Here is a 17720-nt window from a genome sequence, read left to right on the forward strand (position 1 = left end):
AACTCATGCATTTAAGAAACAAGATTATAGTAATGGTTACATTGCTATTTTCGATTATAATTTTTGCTCAAGAACCTGTTGTTCAAATTGATTTTGATGTTCATGACAATCAATATCAAGGAATTAGTATTCCTGAAACCCCAGAGCATCTATTTGCTGCACAGCAACATTCATTTTCTGAAGGATTGGAAGGTAGAGCTATAGATTTTTCTAAGGACGGTACTATAAGAATGCCCTTAAAACTGAAACCAGAGGAAGAATTGGAATACCATGCCAAAACATCTTTAACGGTTGAATTATGGGTAAAGGCAAAACCAGACGCAGGGCAAGGGACCCCTATCGCAGGAAATAAGAAGGATAAAAACACTGAAAATAAGGGATGGTTAATTTATGCCGAAGAAGATGGCAGTTGGTCGCTTTCGGTTAGTGATGGTAAGCATCAACATATTTACAAGCCCACAGTAAAGCGTCAAAAAATCAATGATGGTAAATGGCATCAAATTGCCTTTACTATTGACAGGGTGAAGGAAGAAATATGGATGTATTTTGACGGTGTTAACGTCGCGATCTATAACGCAAGTGGACTAAAAGATTTAAAAAGTGATTTAGAGACTACATTTGTTGGAACATCGGGACGATGGGAATATTTTGGGCAATGGGAAGCCTTTAACGGGTATATGGATAACATATCTGTTTGGGAAGCGGTGCTACCTACAGCAAAAATATCTGAAAACTATCAAAAGTATTTTCAGCAAAATAAGCCCATTTATCCAATAAATGAACTAAAATTATTTACGTGGAATATTTGGCAAGGGGGAAAACGATTTGGGAAAGAGGTAGGTTTAGATCGGGTAATAAATATCATTAAAGATGCCAACCCGGATGTAGTGACACTTATTGAGACTTATGGTTCTGGTGAAGAAATTGCAGACGCTCTAGGATATCATTTTTATCTAGTAAGTTCCAACCTTTCGATTATGAGTCGTTTTCCTATTAAGAAGACCATTAAAGCATTTAAATCGTTCAATTTTGGTGGTGTCGTATTACAAGTAGATCAGGACAAAGAAATTGTGGTCTTAGACACCTGGTTACATTATTTGCCAGATTACCATAGCAATATTATAAAAGGAGAGATAACTTCGGAAGAACTGGTAAAAGAAGAGGCCGACACCCGATTAAATGAAATAAATCAGATATTAAAGGAAATAAAACCGATTTTGGACAATGCAGATAAAACACCAATTATTATGGCTGGTGATTTTAACACCAACTCACATTTAGATTGGACAGAAGCAACCAAAGACGCCCATTTAGGTTATGTGGTGGAATGGCCCGTAACTAAGGTTATGCATAACCATGGATTCACCGATAGTTATAGAGAGTTAAACCCAAATCCCTTAATTGATCCTGGGTATTCTGCATGGCCTTACAGTAGGCGTTTTGGGCAGCGCTATGTGGAAAGCAGAATAGATTATATTTTCTATAAAGGAAGAAACATTAGAGCCTTAGAATCTAAAGTAGTGAACTATCACCCTATTATGTTTCCATCTGACCACGCCGCCTTTTTAACTATTTTTCAATTGAAATAAATGAGAAGAAACTTTAAAAATACCGTTCTAATTGTGACTGTATTACTGTTAATACTGAGTTTAGGTTGTAAGAACAAGTCTACTGCCTTAGACACTTCCAAGTTTTCTTCATTAAAAGTAATGACCTGGAATATTTGGGGGAGATATAATTTGGAACCACGCTATACCATGGAAGGTAAAACCGCCCGAGAGCGGGTTCTTGACATTATTAAAGATAGTGATGCGGATATTATTACCATGACGGAAACTTACGGTTCTGCACTAGCAATTTCGGAGGCTTTGAATTTTCACTATTATACGCCATCGGCAGATGCAAACCTCACCATTTTTAGCAGATATCCTTTAGAGGATTTTGGAAATGTAAACGGTTTATCACCTTTTTCTTTTATTGCTGCGACTGCTATTTTACCAAGTGATCAAAAAATTAGGGTTTATAACATATGGCTAACCAGTGGAGGAAGACATATTGTAGCGATTAAAGATAAAACACTCTCCGATACTGAATTTAATGATGGGGACGAGAATCGTTATGAACATATTCAGCAGTTAATTCAACATGAGGACTTTAAAAAGGATTTAGTGAATAAAGATCAGGTTCCATTAATTGTTGCTGGAGATTTCAACTGTGTTTCTCATTTGGATTTCACGGAGGAAACAAAAGCTAATGGGTTGAATTTTAATAGGCTGGTTGCTAATAAAACCTCCATGGCTATGGCCAATGCAAGTTTTACCGATACGTATAGGTCAACTAACCCTAAAATTACTCAAGAAACTTTGGGATATACTTGGACTACTGTAGGGTTGGAATTTACGTATGATTCTGACTTGGGCTTTGTACCCATTAAAACGGATACACATCCTGAACCCGAATACAGAAATCCTTTTTCTAGAATAGATTTTATATATAGCACCGGCGAAAATATAATCCCCCTTAATTCTAAAACCATTGTCCATCATAGTTCTAATTTAAACAGGAGTTTTCCAGAATTCCCATCCGATCACGGTGCGGTATTAACGACTTTTCAAATAAATCAAAATAAATGAATTTAAGATATCTTATTTTAATCTTTTTGTTTGGTATTACGAGTGTTGTTTCTTCGCAAGAAAACTTACGCGTATTAACCTTTAATATTTGGGACCCTGCTGACATTCCATTTTGGGATAAACACGCTAATGGTTACCCGGTTGGTAAATTGGTAGATTACGTCACGGAAGATAACGCTGATGTTTTATTGTTCCAGGAAGTAACTTTGGAAAAACCACCCCATCATCAATCCTACGCCAGTATTAAAAATCAACTTATTAAAAAGGGATATATTTATTCTGCCTTTTACAAACCTAACGGAACTACGGGTTATGTTCCAAATTCTACAAACAGTGGTTATCCATTAGCTATGTTTAGCAAATTTCCAATTGAAGAAACCTTTACAACGCAACAAACAAGTGAAAAAAGGATGGGCAAGGGGCTATTAGGTGTTAAAATAAGAGTTAAAGATAAGGCGCTATTTATTTTCAACACCCATTTAAATATAGGGAACCATACCACTGATGATGAAATAAGTAAAGTAGCATTGCCTTTTATTAAGGAGGTCACAGTCAACGATATGGTAATATTCGCTGGTGATTTCAACAGTCCACCTGCTGCAGAGTTTCCCAATTCATCCAAAAAAATTGGTGATTATACGTATAGTTCGCAAACCACACAATTTTTAATCGATGCCAATTTTAATGATGCTTGGGTGTTTCTCCCGAATAACCATAAAAAAGGTAATGGAGTAACCTGTCCTGGACAAGACGATTATATTAAACGTGTTGACCAAGTTTATTTTAAAGGAAATGGTTTAAAACCAACTTTTGCTTTTGCAAAACGCAATCTATGGGAATCTATTAATTTATTAGACCATAATGGGGTAGTGGTCGATTTTGTTATTGAATAACCGTTAACGTTTTTAGAGGTCACCATTGTGAAGCAAGAAACTTTGATTTAAAAATTCTAATTAAAAGATATCTATCAATGAGAAAAACAATTATAGGAATGATTGTGGTTATATCATTTTTAAGTGTTCACTTGGTCAACGCACAAGTTAACAAATCTGTAAAGGTGATTAGTTATAATATTTGGAATGGCTTTGATTGGGGTAAAGATACCGATCGAAAAAAGCAGTTTATAGATTGGGTAAACACCCAAAATCCGGATGTATTTGCCCTGCAGGAATTATGTGGATATACACAGGAAAAACTGTTGGATGATGCTAAGAAATGGGGGCATAACTATGCTGAAATTTTAAAAACTTCTGGGTATCCGGTTGGGATTACATCAAAGGAACCAATAGAGGTAAAAGAAAGGATATTGGATGATATGCATCACGGGGCCTTACATTGTAAGGTATATGGTATTGATGTTTTTGTAATTCACTTTTCACCATTTAGCCATCAAAAAAGACGGGAGGAAGTAAAGATTATATTAGATAAACTAACCAATCTTACAACTGGGCAGGATAAGTATTTAGTTTTAGGAGATTTCAATGCTTTGTCACCTTTTGATGCCTATCTCTATAGAGATAAAGCAGGGCTTTTGGAGGATAAAAGAGCTTCGGAAAGAGAACACGACCATGTTAGAAACTTATTAGATGATGAATTGGAATACGGTGTAATTGGGTCTCTTTTAGGCTATCCTTTAATTGATGTTGTTCAAAGGTTTACTACCAGATGGGAGGATAGATTGAGCTGTCCCACACAGGTGTTTGAAACCGAAAAGGGAGAAGGCCCTAATAAAAACTCTACTCGAATAGATTATATTTTAAGTTCCCCTTTTTTAGCGAAGAAGTGTGTAAACGCAACGGTGCTTAATAAAAAAGAAACTTACTATTTATCTGACCATTATCCAATTTTAGCTGAATTTGTATGGTAGAACTTATTAATAAACAATTTAAAAATGACCTAAAATGATAAAAATAATTGCCTTAATGTTTATTGGGTTTTTAGTATTTGATTTAGACGCTCAAAATCCAGATTCAGAAATTTATTCCGGAAATCAATTAAAATATATTGGAATGCCAGTAGGCGGGATGAATAGTGGACAGGTGTACTTAGGAGGAGATGGTCAATTGTGGTATTGGGATATTTTTAATATTCAACGTATTGAACCTGGTGGGCCAGGTGATAAGTTTTACCTAAATCCAATGACCCAAGACAAACAATTTGACCAAGGGTTTGCGATAAGGGTTAATAAATTACTGCCCACTACCATTACTCCAATAGTTAAGCCGTTAAACAGCAACGGATTTGCAGATATTACTTTTAGAGGTGAATATCCAATAGGGAAAGTTACATTTAAAGAACCTGACTTCCCTATTTCGGTTTTATTGAATTCCTACTCTCCTTTTATTCCAACTGATCATGAGTCTTCGGATTTCCCGGCGGTGGTTATGGAATACACCTTGACTAACGATTCTAAATCTGATATTACGGTAGAGTTGTTTGGATGGTTGCAGAATATGGTTAATTATAAAACTTCAGATATGGCTATAGGTAAACATCGAAATACTGTATTAAAATCAGATAGTATTGCTCAGTTGTTTTTAGATTCCGATGTGGTTGCTGATAATAAGGATTTTCCAGATTATGGTAATATGTCCTTAACTCTATTAGAGGGGAAAGATGCTTGGGCTTCACCGAATGCTCCTAAAGATATTGATTATAACCTTACGCAAGTTAAGGGCTCCGAGAAGAATAAGGCAGAATTACCTTTGGGAAATACATTGACTGGGGTATTAGGTAAAGAGTTAACATTAAAGCCAGGGGAAAGTAATACTCTGACCTTTATTTTGTCTTGGTACTTCCCTAATGTGCATAGAAAAGAAAGTGGTTTTCATGATTTAAAGAAAAGAGAAAATCTGAGACACTATTACAGCAAGAAATTTAGTTCTTCTGCAGAGGTGGCAAAAACCATTGCAGGAGATCAAAAAAAATACCTTGGCACCACTAAAATATGGAACAATACTTGGTATGATTCCTCATTGCCAGATTGGTTTTTAGATAGAACATTCATTAACACAAGTACTCTAGCCACAACATCCTGCTATCGGCTACATGACCTAACCGAGGACCCGGACAATGAGGGCCGTTTCTATACTATGGAAGGAGTGTATCTAGGTCATGGTACTTGTACTCACGTATTTCACTATGAACAGGCACTTGGCCGAGTGTTCCCCGGTTTGGCTCGTCAATTAAGAACGCAGGTAGACTATGGGCTCTCTTTTAGAAAAGATGGAATAATTAAATATAGGGCTGAATTAAGTGATATTGGAGATCATGATGGTCGTGGTTATGCGGTGGATGGACATGCGGGAACAATTCTCAGAGCTTATCGAGAACATACTACTGCACCCAATATGGAATATTTAAAGACCTATTGGCCAAAAATCAAGAAGAGCTTGGAATACATGATTGCCCACGATGCAGAAAAGTCGATAAAGCCAGATGGTATTTTAGAGGGAATCCAATATAACACACTTGATAAAATGTGGAATGGAAAAAATACCTGGATCAGTAGTATGTATAATGCAGCACTACAGGCAGGCATAGCGATGGCAAAAGAATTAGGAGATAAAAAATTCACTGAAGAGTGTGAGGCCATAGCCGAAAAGGGCAAAAGAAATATGGTAGACCAATTGTTCGATGGGGAATATTTTATCAATATTCCCGATCCTGACAACAGGGAAAATCCGAATACAAACATTGGTTGTCATATTGATCAGGTTTTGGGGCAAGCCTGGGCCTTACAAACAGGACTGCCACGTGTTTTGCCCAAGAAAGAAACCGTTAGTGCTCTACAGTCAATTTATAAGTATAATTTCCAGAAAGATATAGGTAAGTATTTAGATACTGCTACCATTAAAAATGTACGCTTCTATGCCTTACCAGGAGAGTCGGGAACCATAATGTGTACATTTCCAAAAGGTGGGGCATCCGAGGCCAAGGGCACTAAAGCTGCTGAATGGGATAATTTGGTGATAGGCTATTTTAGTGAATCCATGACTGGCTTTACTTATCAGGCAGCAGCTCATATGATCGGAGAGGGCTTGGTAGATGAGGGAATGACAATGATCAAAGCTATTCATGACCGCTATGCACCTAGTAAAAGAAATCCATATAATGAAATTGAATACGGCAATCATTATACACGTGCAATGTCTAGTTATGGTGCATTTATTACAGCCTCTGGATTTACATTAAATGAACCGAATGGAAAAATAGGGTTTGCCCCTAAAATCACCCCTGAAAATTTTAGGTCAGCTTTTATTACTGGAAGTAGTTGGGGTACATTTTCTCAAAATGTAAAGAACGGACAGCAGAGAGCGAGATTAGTGATTGAATATGGTGCATTAAAACTACAAGAAGTTAGTTTGGATGAATTGTCGGACTCAAAGCACGTGATGGTGACTTTAAATGGTGAAAAAGTAAAAGCAAAGTTGAAGAATAAAAACAATGAAGTAATGGTATCATTTAAACCTATCTCGCTTATAAAAGGTGATAAACTTGAGATTGAAATTAAATAATAATAAAATATGTCGCAGAAATTATTTTTTTTAATCGTTATAGGGGCTTTAAGTATCAGTTTACAGGCTCAGGTTGCCGAAGAATTAAAGGTCAAATCAGTAATAAACAATACTTTAGAAAATAAAGACGCTCTTTTAAAGGACTACTATAAGTTGAGCAATGAGGCCGGACTTCTAACGCGCGGTTCCCAGACAGTGTATAAAGACGAAAATTTAACCGCAATCCAATTCCCAGTAGGGGGTATTGGCACAGGGAGTATTCAATACGATGGACAGGCTGTACCACGATATTGGCAAATTTTCAATAATATGGGGCATGATTTCATCCCAAATAGTTTTTTTGCAATTCGCACAAAACAAAAACAAAAGATTAAGGTAAGAGCATTGCAAACCAAAGAAGTTGGTTCTTTTAAACCAATGAAATCTTTAGAAGCTATTGGTAGGTTTCCATTTTTAGAATATATTTTTGATGATGATCTTCCTGTAAAAGTTACGATGGAAATCTTCAATCCATTTATACCAACTAATAGTAAAGAATCTGGTATTCCTGCTGTTTTTTATGTGTTCACCATAAACAATATATCAAGTGATAAAGTGTCGGTGAATCTTCTGGCTTCACAACAAAATGCAGTGGGGTTTTCAAAATTACCACTTGTAAATCACGAGAAATCATTTGCCGATAATTTTAACTATAGTATTAATCGTAGACCAGTAACCGGTAATAATTTTGAGTATTACAAGGGGAATACAAACTCAATAGTTTCTGAAAAAGGAGCCGAAATTTTGTTAATGGAAGGTAATGATCCCAGTGATAGTGAACATTTTGGGGAAATGGCAATGGTGGTTTTTGATAAGGAAGGAAAAACAAAAGGGATTGCTAGTTGGAATAATGAAATAGAACTCTACTCCATATTTGAAAAGTTCGGCAAATTAAAAGGCGATTTGATTGCTAAAAGTAGTGATGAAGGCAGCACATTTACTGGTGCTTTAAATACCTCATTAACATTGAAACCTGGAGAAGTTCGTACGGTTAAAATGGCATTAGTTTGGTATTTTCCTAATGGGAGAAATGGTGGTAAAGCGGATAAGTGGGATGCTTGGGGAAACGGTGATTGGGAAGGTGATGGTAATTTTTATGCGAATCATTGGAAAAGTATCAAAGAACTCACTAATTATTTAAAAGAAAACCATGAAATATTGACCCGTAGAACCCGAAATTTTACAAATTCGTTTTTTGAAACAAACTTACCCTATTGGTTAGTTGAACGTATTAGTAATCAGTTGGCTATCCTTAAAAGTCGAACTATTTTTCACGATAAAAATGGATATGTAGGGCTATGGGAAGGAACTGGGGGAGTAGATGGTTCTTGTTCAGGAAATTGCAATCATGTTTGGCATTATGCCCAATCACATGCAAGGTTATTCCCAGAGTTGGGAAGATCGATCAGAAATCAAACCTTTAACAGTATAAAGGAGAACGGTGAAATACCATATCGCCAACCTGCGGGTAGTGTAGCGTTTGATGGGCAATGTGGGGATATATTAGGAGCTTATAGAGAGCATTTATTGTCACCAGATAACACTTGGCTTAAAAGCCAATACCCTACAATTAAAAAAGCGATGAACTATCTGGTGAATGGGTATGATGAAGATAAAGATGGATGGCTATCCGATACAGCCAAACACACAACATACGATGCTTCAATGTCAGGGAATCCGTCCTTTTTAAGCTCTTTATACTTAGCAGCTTTAAGAGCTAGTGAAAAAATGGCAATTATAATGGGAGATAACAATCAGGCAGAAGAATGGAAAAATATAGCCGATAACTCAGCTAAATTACAATCAGAAAAGCTGTGGAACGGAGAATATTTTTACCAAATACCTGGTGCAATACGTGCCACTGATTATGAAAATGCCTGTCATTCTGATCAGTTATTGGGGCAATGGTGGGCAGATCAATTGGGTTTAGGAAGTTTGTATCCCGATTATAAAATTAAGTCAGCAAACGAGGCAATTTTAAAGTATAATTTTAAAAGTAATTTAAAAAATCACGATCAAGGCCATAGAACCTTTGCCTTACGTGAGGAAGCGGGAATGGTAGTGAGTACGTGGCCAAACAAAGATAGAACTGAATACGCGTCGGGGTATTCTAGTGAGGTGTGGTCCACTTTTGAATATACAATAGGGGCCTCCTTAATTAAATATAATAAAATCCGAGATGCGCTAACTATTTTACGGTCCGGTTATAACCGTTATGATGGAAAATTAAGAACAGGTTATATAGGAGACTGGGGTAATTTTGGGTTTAGCGGTAATCCTTTCGGTGATGATGAATGTGGTCAGTTTTACGGAAGGGCGCTCTCTATTTGGTCAGTTCTATTAAGCGCTCAGGGTTTTGAGTACAATGGACCGGAGCAAATAATTGGATTTGACCCAAAATGGAAACCAGACAATCATATTTCATTCTTTTCTACTGCAGAAGGTTGGGGTAATTTTTCTCAGAAACGAAATGAAAACACTCAAGTAAATACCATTATACTGAAATATGGGAAACTAACACTTTCACAGCTATTCTTAACAATAGAAAATGAGATTCAAGATGAGGTCAGTGTAACCCTTAATGGAAAGGACATAAAATCAACATTTGATAAAAAAGGCAAAATAGTAACTGTTAGCCTTGAATCGGTTGGTTTACGAGAAAGTGACAAAGTTGAAGTTACCATTCAATAAAAACATAATAATGAAGAACATTAAAAATATGACCATATATAAAGGTGTAGTTATTGTTAAAACTATAGTTTCACTAATAATAGTAGTGAGCTGTCAAAATGTTGTCAAAAATACAAAATCTCTAGCACCTACACCTCCAAATATTGTTTACATAATGGCAGACGACTTAGGTTATAATCATCTTGGTGCATACGGACAAAGAAAAATAAAAACCCCCAATATTGATAATTTAGCTCAAGAAGGTATACGTTTTACTCAGTTTTATGCAGGGGCAAGTGTATGTGGCCCTTCCAGAACCTCACTTATGCTAGGTTTACACACAGGGCACGTACCGTATCGTGAAAACCGCGATAATCATTTAGCAAAAGAATATGCGCCTTATGGCAAATTAAAAACGTTGGGGCAAATAATGAAAGAGGCAGGTTACGAAACAGGTTACTTTGGTAAATATGGTATTGGAGGACCTGAAGATGTAAATTCAGGTTTAAAACCTAACGATATAGGATTTGATAACTTTATGGGACTAGTTGAGCATGGACATGGACATTTTCACTATCCAGCTTATATTTGGTATAACAAAGAAAAATATTTATTGAACAATATAACTAGAAAAGGCAATCGCCCATATGGATTAAGTGGAACTAATATTAAGGACCGAAGAGAACATACCGATGATGTTTTTTCACTTAAAGCAATAGAATTCATTGAAGAAAAAGCCAAAACCAAACAACCTTTCTTTTGTTTTTTATCTTTCAGCTTACCGCATGCTGAAATGTTAGCAAATGAGAAATTTGTAGAACCATATAAACAATTAGGATGGGAAGAGTATAACTCTATAAATAATGGATATCACGTAGCTACTAGTACGCCTAAAGCCAATTTTGCGGGAATGGTTTCTCAAGTAGATTATTGGATAGGAGAAGTGATAAAAGTATTAGAAAAAGCAGGAATTTCTGAAAACACTTTGGTAATATTTACTTCAGATAATGGCGGACAAATGCGAGAAACTTGGGGTGATGTACCTTCAATTTTCTTTGAGGCCAATGGCAAACTTAAAAAAGGAAAAACATGGAACTACGAAGGTGGAATTCGAGTACCCATGATTGCTAAATGGCCTGAAAAAATTAAACCAAATACGGTTAGTGATTACATAGGTTACTTTCCTGATTTTATGCCAACTTTTGCAGAAATTGCCTATAAGGAGAACTTGGTTCCTCAAAAAATAGATGGTATATCTTTTGTAGATGCTTTAATGGGTAAAGATAACATACAAAAACAGCATGAATACCTCTATTGGGAGCTTCCTGACTATGTGGAAAAGGGGACTACCTATGAAATTCATAAAACCAGATTACGTCAAGCGATCCGTTTTGGAAAATGGAAAGTAGTAAGAGAAGATATTAATGACCCTATAGAGTTGTACAACCTTAACGAAGACATAGGTGAGCAAAATAATTTAGCAGAAAATCACCCAGATGTCGTAGCTAAAGCACTAGAAATATTAAAAGAAGCACATTTAGAGCCTAAAGCACTTCCTTTATATAATTAACCCTTAACAAACATTTAGTGGAGGTGAGTTTTAATTATAAATGAAAAAAAACATTCATAATTAAAGTATATACACTTAGGAATAGTAAAATGAAAGTTACATCCTACAGATATAAAACAATAATAATTAACAGATGAAAAGACGCAAGTTTATTGAACAAATAGGTGTTGGATCAGCAGCAACAATGTTTCCAACCACATTATTATCATTTACACCATCACTATTTTCTGAAAGAAGGGCAAATTCGCTTAAAATCGGTATTGTATCGGATGTACACAAGGATTTAATGCCAGATGCCGATAAGCGCTTAGAAACCTTTATCAACAAAGCTATTGATAAGAAAGTTGATTTTATAATTCAAATGGGTGACTTCTGTTTCGCAGAAACAAAAAATAAAGCTTTTTTAAATATTTGGGAACAGTTTAAAGGTCCCAAATATCATGTTTTGGGCAATCATGACATGGATAAAAATTCGAAGGATGAAATGTTGGACTTCTGGGGGATGCCTAAAACATATTATTCATACGATTTTGGAGGCTATCATTTTATTGTATTAGATGCCAATTTCTTATATCAAGATGGGGAGTTCATCGACTACAAAAATGCAAATTTCTATGTAGATGATAGTGCCAGAACCTTTATAGATGACGAGCAAATAGAATGGTTTAAAGCTGATTTAGAGGCTACAAAGCTCCCGACTATGGTGTTTTCACATCAAAGTTTATGGCACTACCAATGGGGTGTTAAAAATCGCCTTACCCTTCAGAAAATTATGGAAGCCCATAATGAAAAGGTGATTTGTTGCCTTAACGGACACAATCATTTGGATTATCATCATCATCAAAACGGAATTGATTATATAGAAATCAATAGCATGTCGTATCAATGGTTGTCAGCTAAATATAAAAGTACTCAGCGTTTTCCAAAAGAGTTTTATGACCAATACGGCAATCTTCCCCAAATAGGAGCTTATAAAGATCCATTATACGCATTTGCAACACTAAATGCAAAGGGTACAATGGAGATAGAAGGAGTAAAAAGTACATGGATGTCACCTTCTCCTTACGAAATGGGTATGGACAAAGGAATTGATGGGATGGTTTATTCAGCTAAAATGTCAGATTATAAAATAAAATTTAAAAAGAGGTAGAATGGAACGCCGGAAATTTTTAAAAAACACGATTCAAACAGGTATTGCATTGTCCATTCCATTACCCTTATCTGCGTTTCAATCAAATAATCATAAAAAGCTAAGAATAGGTTTGGTTGCCGATGTGCATCAAGATACTATACATGATGGCTATGAGCGCCTAAAGTATTTTATGGATGATATGAATGAACGCCAACCTGATTTTTTAATTCAATTGGGAGATTTCGCCCTTCCTCATAAGTATAATGAACCATTTCTAGACATCTGGAATAGTTATAAACACCCTACCTATCATGTACTGGGTAACCATGATATGGATGATGGATTTACAAAGGAAGAAACTATGGCTTGGTGGAGAATGAAAGAACGTTATTATTCTTTTGATAGTAATGGATTTCATTTTGTGGTTTTGGATGGTAATAAAAAAGGTGCTCCATGGATAGGCTATATTGATGAAGAACAGCAAGAATGGCTAAAACAAGATTTAGCAGGTACAAAAAGTCCAACGATTATAGTTTGTCACCAAAGTTTAGAAAGAGAACATGATTGGGGAGTGACCAATGGGGATCAAATTAGATCGATTATTGAACAAGCAAATATGGATGATAATAAAGCAAAGGTTATTGCTTGTTTAAGTGGGCATCATCATGAAGATTATGTAAGGGTTATTAATAATATTGCTTACATACAAATCAATAGTATGTCATATAAATCCTTAGGTGATGGTAAATATTCAAATATTCGTTTTCCAAAGCATATAGAACATGCACATCCTATTTTAAAACTAACATTTCCGTACAGAGACCCATTATATACTATGTTGACCATTGATCCAGAAGGTCATACTATACATATTGAAGGGTGTTCAACTGTATATATTTCTCCTTCACCTAAAGAGGCAGGTTTAGATGATGAAGGCAAAATAACTTCGACTATTACGGAACGAAATATTAAATATTAAAATGAAGACTATAAAAATAGTTAAAGCAATTACTATCCTGGCGCTTATGTGTGCCTGCAATATGGGAAAAGAACCTGAAAGGGAAACAATCTTAATAGAAGAAGTTAAGGAGACCTCAAATTGGAAAACAGATTTAGAGGCTAAATTGAAATTATATGGACATCGAAACTGGATAGTTATTGTCGATGCTGCCTACCCACAACAAAGTAATCCAGCTGTTGAGACCATTACAATTAATGCTTCCCAACTTGAGACTGTAGAATATGTTAGTGATTTAATATCAAAATCCACCCATGTAGATGCTAATATTTTTGTGGATAAGGAAATGACTTTTGTTCCAGAAAAAAATGCCAAAGGAATTACGGATTATAGAAACAATTTATTTTCAATTTTAGAAGGAAAACCTGTGAAAACGATAATGCATGAAGATATTATTCGTAAACTAGATTCATCCGCAAAATTATTTAATGTGCTAATTCTTAAAACAAACCTAGCAATTCCATATACCTCGGTCTTCTTTCAACTCGAATGTGGTTATTGGAATTCAGATTCCGAAAATGAATTGAGAGAAGCTTTAGCACGAGACAACTAACTATACTTACAATTTTTACTCCCCAAATCCAATAAGTGGCTAATGCTAGACATGGATAATTTAAAAATAAATCAAATTCGAAATGGAAACTAAAAGTATTCAAAAATCAGAAAATAGTAGAAGAAATTTTTTAAAAGCATCAACCTTGGCTGGAACAGCAATGGTGTTACCATTTGATGTACTTGGTGTAAACCTAGGAAGAGAGAAAATAGAAATAGGTTTAATCGCTGATATACATCAGGATGTTATGCACGATGGGGAAGAACGTTTGCAAGCCTTTTTAGATGCTGCCAAAAAACGTGATCCAGATTTCATTATGCAAATGGGCGATTTTTGTGTTCCCCACGACCATAATAAAGGTTTTATGGCTCGGTGGAGTAATTACCGAGGTGATAAATATCATATACTTGGAAATCATGATATGGACCATGGCTTTAGTAAAGAACAAACGATGGCTTTTTGGAATATGCCTAAAAAGTATTATTCTTTTGATAAAAAGGGGGTTCATTTTATTGTTTTGGATGGGAACGATCAAAATCCAGAACCATGGGACGGTTATAAGCGATACATAGGCGACGTTCAAAAAAACTGGTTGATTGATGACTTAGCAAAAACAAAGAAACCTACCATTGTTTTTAGTCATCAAACATTAGAACTGGAAGAAACTGGTGGTGTTGCTAATTTTAAAGAGATTCAAAATATTTTTGAAAAAGCGAATAAGGAAGCCGGATTTAAAAAGGTGTTGTGCTGCTTGAGTGGACATCATCACACCGATTTTATGACACAGATTAATGGTATCTATTACGTACAAATAAATAGCGCATCTTATTATTGGGTAGGTGGTGATTATAAAACAGTGCGTTTTAGTGAGGCTGTTGATAAAACTCATCCCTGGATAAAATATACTGTTCCATATAAAGATTCATTGTTTACGTTTATGACGATAAAGAATAATAAAATTATTCTTGAACCAAGAAAAACTGAGTTTGTTGGCCCTGGACCTGATGAATTGGGAATGCCGGAACGCCATTCTCATGAGCCAATTGTACCAACCATTTCTGCGTTTAAAATGAAAATATAGTGAGTTTTTTTAGGTCTTTTCTTAATACAAGCTACAAAAGTTAATTATAAGATAACCAAATTTCTAGAAACCGTAAATTTAAAAAGCAGTATGGTAAGTGGTCCTAAGGGACTTCGGAAAGAACACCCTTATTGTCAAATACAAAGAGCACTTGGCCAAAATGATGTCGGAATGGTATATGGAGAGTTCACGTATTTTTATGACAGAATAAACTAGGCCCTATGATTATACTTTGGAAGTGTGCTCCCTCACCGAAATTTTAACTTAAAGGGAGGGGGCGGCTTTCAGTTGGCTGTTCGTTATGCCGTTCTTTCCGGCCTAGAACCAGACAGTCTTAAAAATATTTCTACAGGTTTAATTCTGTAGCTTAATCCAACTGAGAAAATCTTGGCTACTTATATGTTTTCCTTGGCTTCTAAAGAACCAACTAAGGTTAAATATCAGGGATTTAGAGGATAGCAGTTATGGGTTGAATTAGATTTATAACGAATTTAGATTGAAGGGACGGGATTGTATATTTTGGAAGGAAGTATAATTGGATCGATTTTGTTTTAATTGTACAACTTACGTATTGAAAATAAATATATAGTTGGTAAATTGGAGAGAAAAGTGAATATTGCGCAATAGGCATTAAATATTAACCTAGTCTTAATGCGATTTTTTGTCACTTTGTCTTTGTCCTGGATTATTCCTTGGTTGGAGACTGGTTATGACACAAATAAAGAAGGCTCCAAAAATCATCTATGATTCAGCACATGGGGAAGTAGGTTTTGGAATGAAAACTGATGTTGGCTAAAGCGGATAAAACATCAATTATTATTAAAATTTAGCCCTACATAACAAGTTTGTTCCAATTAGGACTGGAACACAGCTAATATTAAAAGTTGGAAACTTGACAATAAACCCATTGAGGATAACTAAAAAATGATTCTAAAAATCAGCTTAGTTTCGATAACCATTGTCCATAAAAATTATAAATAAAACTCCCAAAAGTGGGCCATTTGTTGGCTATGAGTTGTCACGGGGCCCAATAAATTGGGGATTAAACATTATCGAGTGAAATTCATAAGGAGATTTTTAAAAGAAAACGAAGTTAATGTTCAAAATTAAAGAAAAATTAAATTTTAAATTAATGAGAGCTTCGAAAAAAACTAGAATGTTTTGGTTTGCAATTTTGGTGCTGTTAACCCTTGTAGAAGGAAAAGTAAATGCACAGAATAGAGAGTCTGGGGTAACGGAGCTTTGGCAAGAGTTATATGTATATAAAAATTTTAATAAAAAGTGGAGAGGTGAAATTCTTTTTAATAACTTATATAGTTCAGAATTTGGGAATTACGATTGGTTTCTAGAGGGGAAATCTGCTTTTAAAATTACAAAATGGCTGGGTGTTGAAGCAATTTACCGCCAGGAATATTATGATTTAAATGGTTCGAAAGTTGTAGAATATAGACCAATGATAAGGTTCTCTGGAAAAATTAAAATTCGAGATTGGCGCATTCGAAATCGGCATCGTATTGAATTAAGGATGTTTGAAATTGGCGAAACAAGACTACGGTATAGGACAGACTTGAAGATTAAACCAAGCTTCAACTGGACCAATCTAAACCTTAACCCTTACGTGTTGGAGGAAATTTTTATTAACCAAAACGGTTTTTCAAGAAATAGGGTTTATGTGGGTATTGAAGGAAAAATATGTCGGTTTGAACCTGCTATTTATATGCTGTTGCAATCGAATATAAAATCTAATAATTGGGACAACCAGCCAATAGTTGGAATTATGATGGGGTTTGAGTTGTAACGGCTAATTCTAAAACGTACAAAAGAAAAATAGTTAGATTAGGTTGCCTATCTCAATGGGGACAAAACACCGGAGGAAGCAAAGAAGGATGGTTATACGGGATTAGATTATAATTATAAGGTTTATAAGAAGAATCCAAAATGGATAAAGGAAGCCCAAGATCTTGGGTTGACAGTAAATGTATGGACAGTTAATAAGGAGGAAGATATGAAGGACCTTTTACGGCAATTGGTAGAATGCATTTCTACCGATGAACCAGAATTACTATATAAGATTTTAGAAGGAAAATAAGTTTTTATGAAGTCGATCAATTCTTCAAATTAATTGTTATAAAGCCTATCTAAAAGAAATGAAACCTCTAGTATTTTGTATTGATTTATTTTGTATTTTTATGGAGCAAGAGACGGATTAATTTTATGTCAGATTGTACCAAATAATGCTATTTTAAACCGAGTTTAGAGTTCGGTTAACAGTTTAATAAAACGGGGTTAAATCATTGATAGTTAGTGATTTATGCATAAGACTCTAGGTCTGTCATCCCGACTGAACTAAATTAAATGATATCAAAACACTGTTAATCACTTGGTTTTCAGTGTTTTGTGTTTTTAGTGATATCATCTAAAATCATTTAAAACCGTCTAAAATGGTATCTCTAGTGTTTCTTATGGGAATCAAAAAGTAGTGATTTTATTGGGATCATGACCAATTG

The 17720-nt window shown here is 35.2% G+C and carries 12 protein-coding genes and 1 pseudogene; all 13 read left to right on the top strand.

Annotated elements, in window-relative coordinates:
* The first annotated feature begins 5 nt into the window (after positions 1–5).
* Entirely contained in the window at positions 6–1589 is a 1584-nt protein-coding gene (locus tag HCG49_RS12895; protein WP_168469945.1) for an endonuclease/exonuclease/phosphatase family protein, read from the top strand.
* Positions 1590–2633 carry an endonuclease/exonuclease/phosphatase family protein gene (locus HCG49_RS12900; protein WP_205764394.1) on the top strand — a complete coding sequence of 348 codons (1044 nt, stop codon included), beginning with the start codon at positions 1590–1592 and terminating at the stop codon, positions 2631–2633.
* On the top strand, positions 2630–3526 hold the full coding sequence (locus tag HCG49_RS12905; protein ID WP_168469947.1) for an endonuclease/exonuclease/phosphatase family protein: 897 nt from the start codon (positions 2630–2632) through the stop codon (positions 3524–3526). Before HCG49_RS12900 ends, HCG49_RS12905 begins: the two co-directional genes overlap by 4 nt.
* Before the next feature lie 77 nt (positions 3527–3603).
* A complete protein-coding gene (locus HCG49_RS12910; RefSeq protein ID WP_168469948.1) occupies positions 3604–4500 on the top strand; it encodes an endonuclease/exonuclease/phosphatase family protein in 897 nt (298 codons plus the stop codon).
* Between the two features lie 34 nt (positions 4501–4534).
* Complete coding sequence (locus HCG49_RS12915) at positions 4535–7150, top strand: GH116 family glycosyl-hydrolase (RefSeq protein ID WP_168469949.1); 2616 nt, start codon at positions 4535–4537, stop codon at positions 7148–7150.
* 9 nt (positions 7151–7159) lie between these two features.
* Positions 7160–9880, top strand: coding sequence for a GH116 family glycosyl hydrolase (locus HCG49_RS12920; protein ID WP_168469950.1), 2721 nt, complete (start codon positions 7160–7162; stop codon positions 9878–9880).
* Between the two features lie 10 nt (positions 9881–9890).
* A complete protein-coding gene (locus HCG49_RS12925; protein ID WP_168469951.1) occupies positions 9891–11429 on the top strand; it encodes an arylsulfatase in 1539 nt (512 codons plus the stop codon).
* A gap of 133 nt (positions 11430–11562) precedes the next feature.
* The gene (locus HCG49_RS12930; protein ID WP_168469952.1) at positions 11563–12579 is read left to right on the top strand and encodes a metallophosphoesterase family protein; all 1017 of its coding nucleotides are present in this window, start codon (positions 11563–11565) and stop codon (positions 12577–12579) included.
* Between the two features lies 1 nt (position 12580).
* Complete coding sequence (locus HCG49_RS12935) at positions 12581–13540, top strand: metallophosphoesterase family protein (protein ID WP_168469953.1); 960 nt, start codon at positions 12581–12583, stop codon at positions 13538–13540.
* 1 nt (position 13541) lies between these two features.
* Positions 13542–14132 (top strand): RbsD/FucU domain-containing protein, encoded by a 591-nt coding sequence (locus HCG49_RS12940; RefSeq protein WP_168469954.1) that lies wholly within the window; start codon positions 13542–13544, stop codon positions 14130–14132.
* Positions 14133–14214: 82 nt separating this feature from the next.
* Complete coding sequence (locus tag HCG49_RS12945) at positions 14215–15213, top strand: metallophosphoesterase (RefSeq protein ID WP_168469955.1); 999 nt, start codon at positions 14215–14217, stop codon at positions 15211–15213.
* 1096 nt (positions 15214–16309) lie between these two features.
* Entirely contained in the window at positions 16310–17011 is a 702-nt protein-coding gene (locus HCG49_RS12950) for a DUF2490 domain-containing protein (RefSeq protein WP_168469956.1), read from the top strand.
* A 96-nt stretch (positions 17012–17107) separates the two neighbouring features.
* Positions 17108–17302, top strand: a pseudogene (locus HCG49_RS12955) (glycerophosphodiester phosphodiesterase family protein); the annotation flags it as partial.
* Between the last annotated feature and the right edge of the window lie 418 nt (positions 17303–17720).

This window comes from Arenibacter sp. 6A1 (assembly GCF_012272855.1).
Lineage (GTDB): Bacteria > Bacteroidota > Bacteroidia > Flavobacteriales > Flavobacteriaceae > Arenibacter.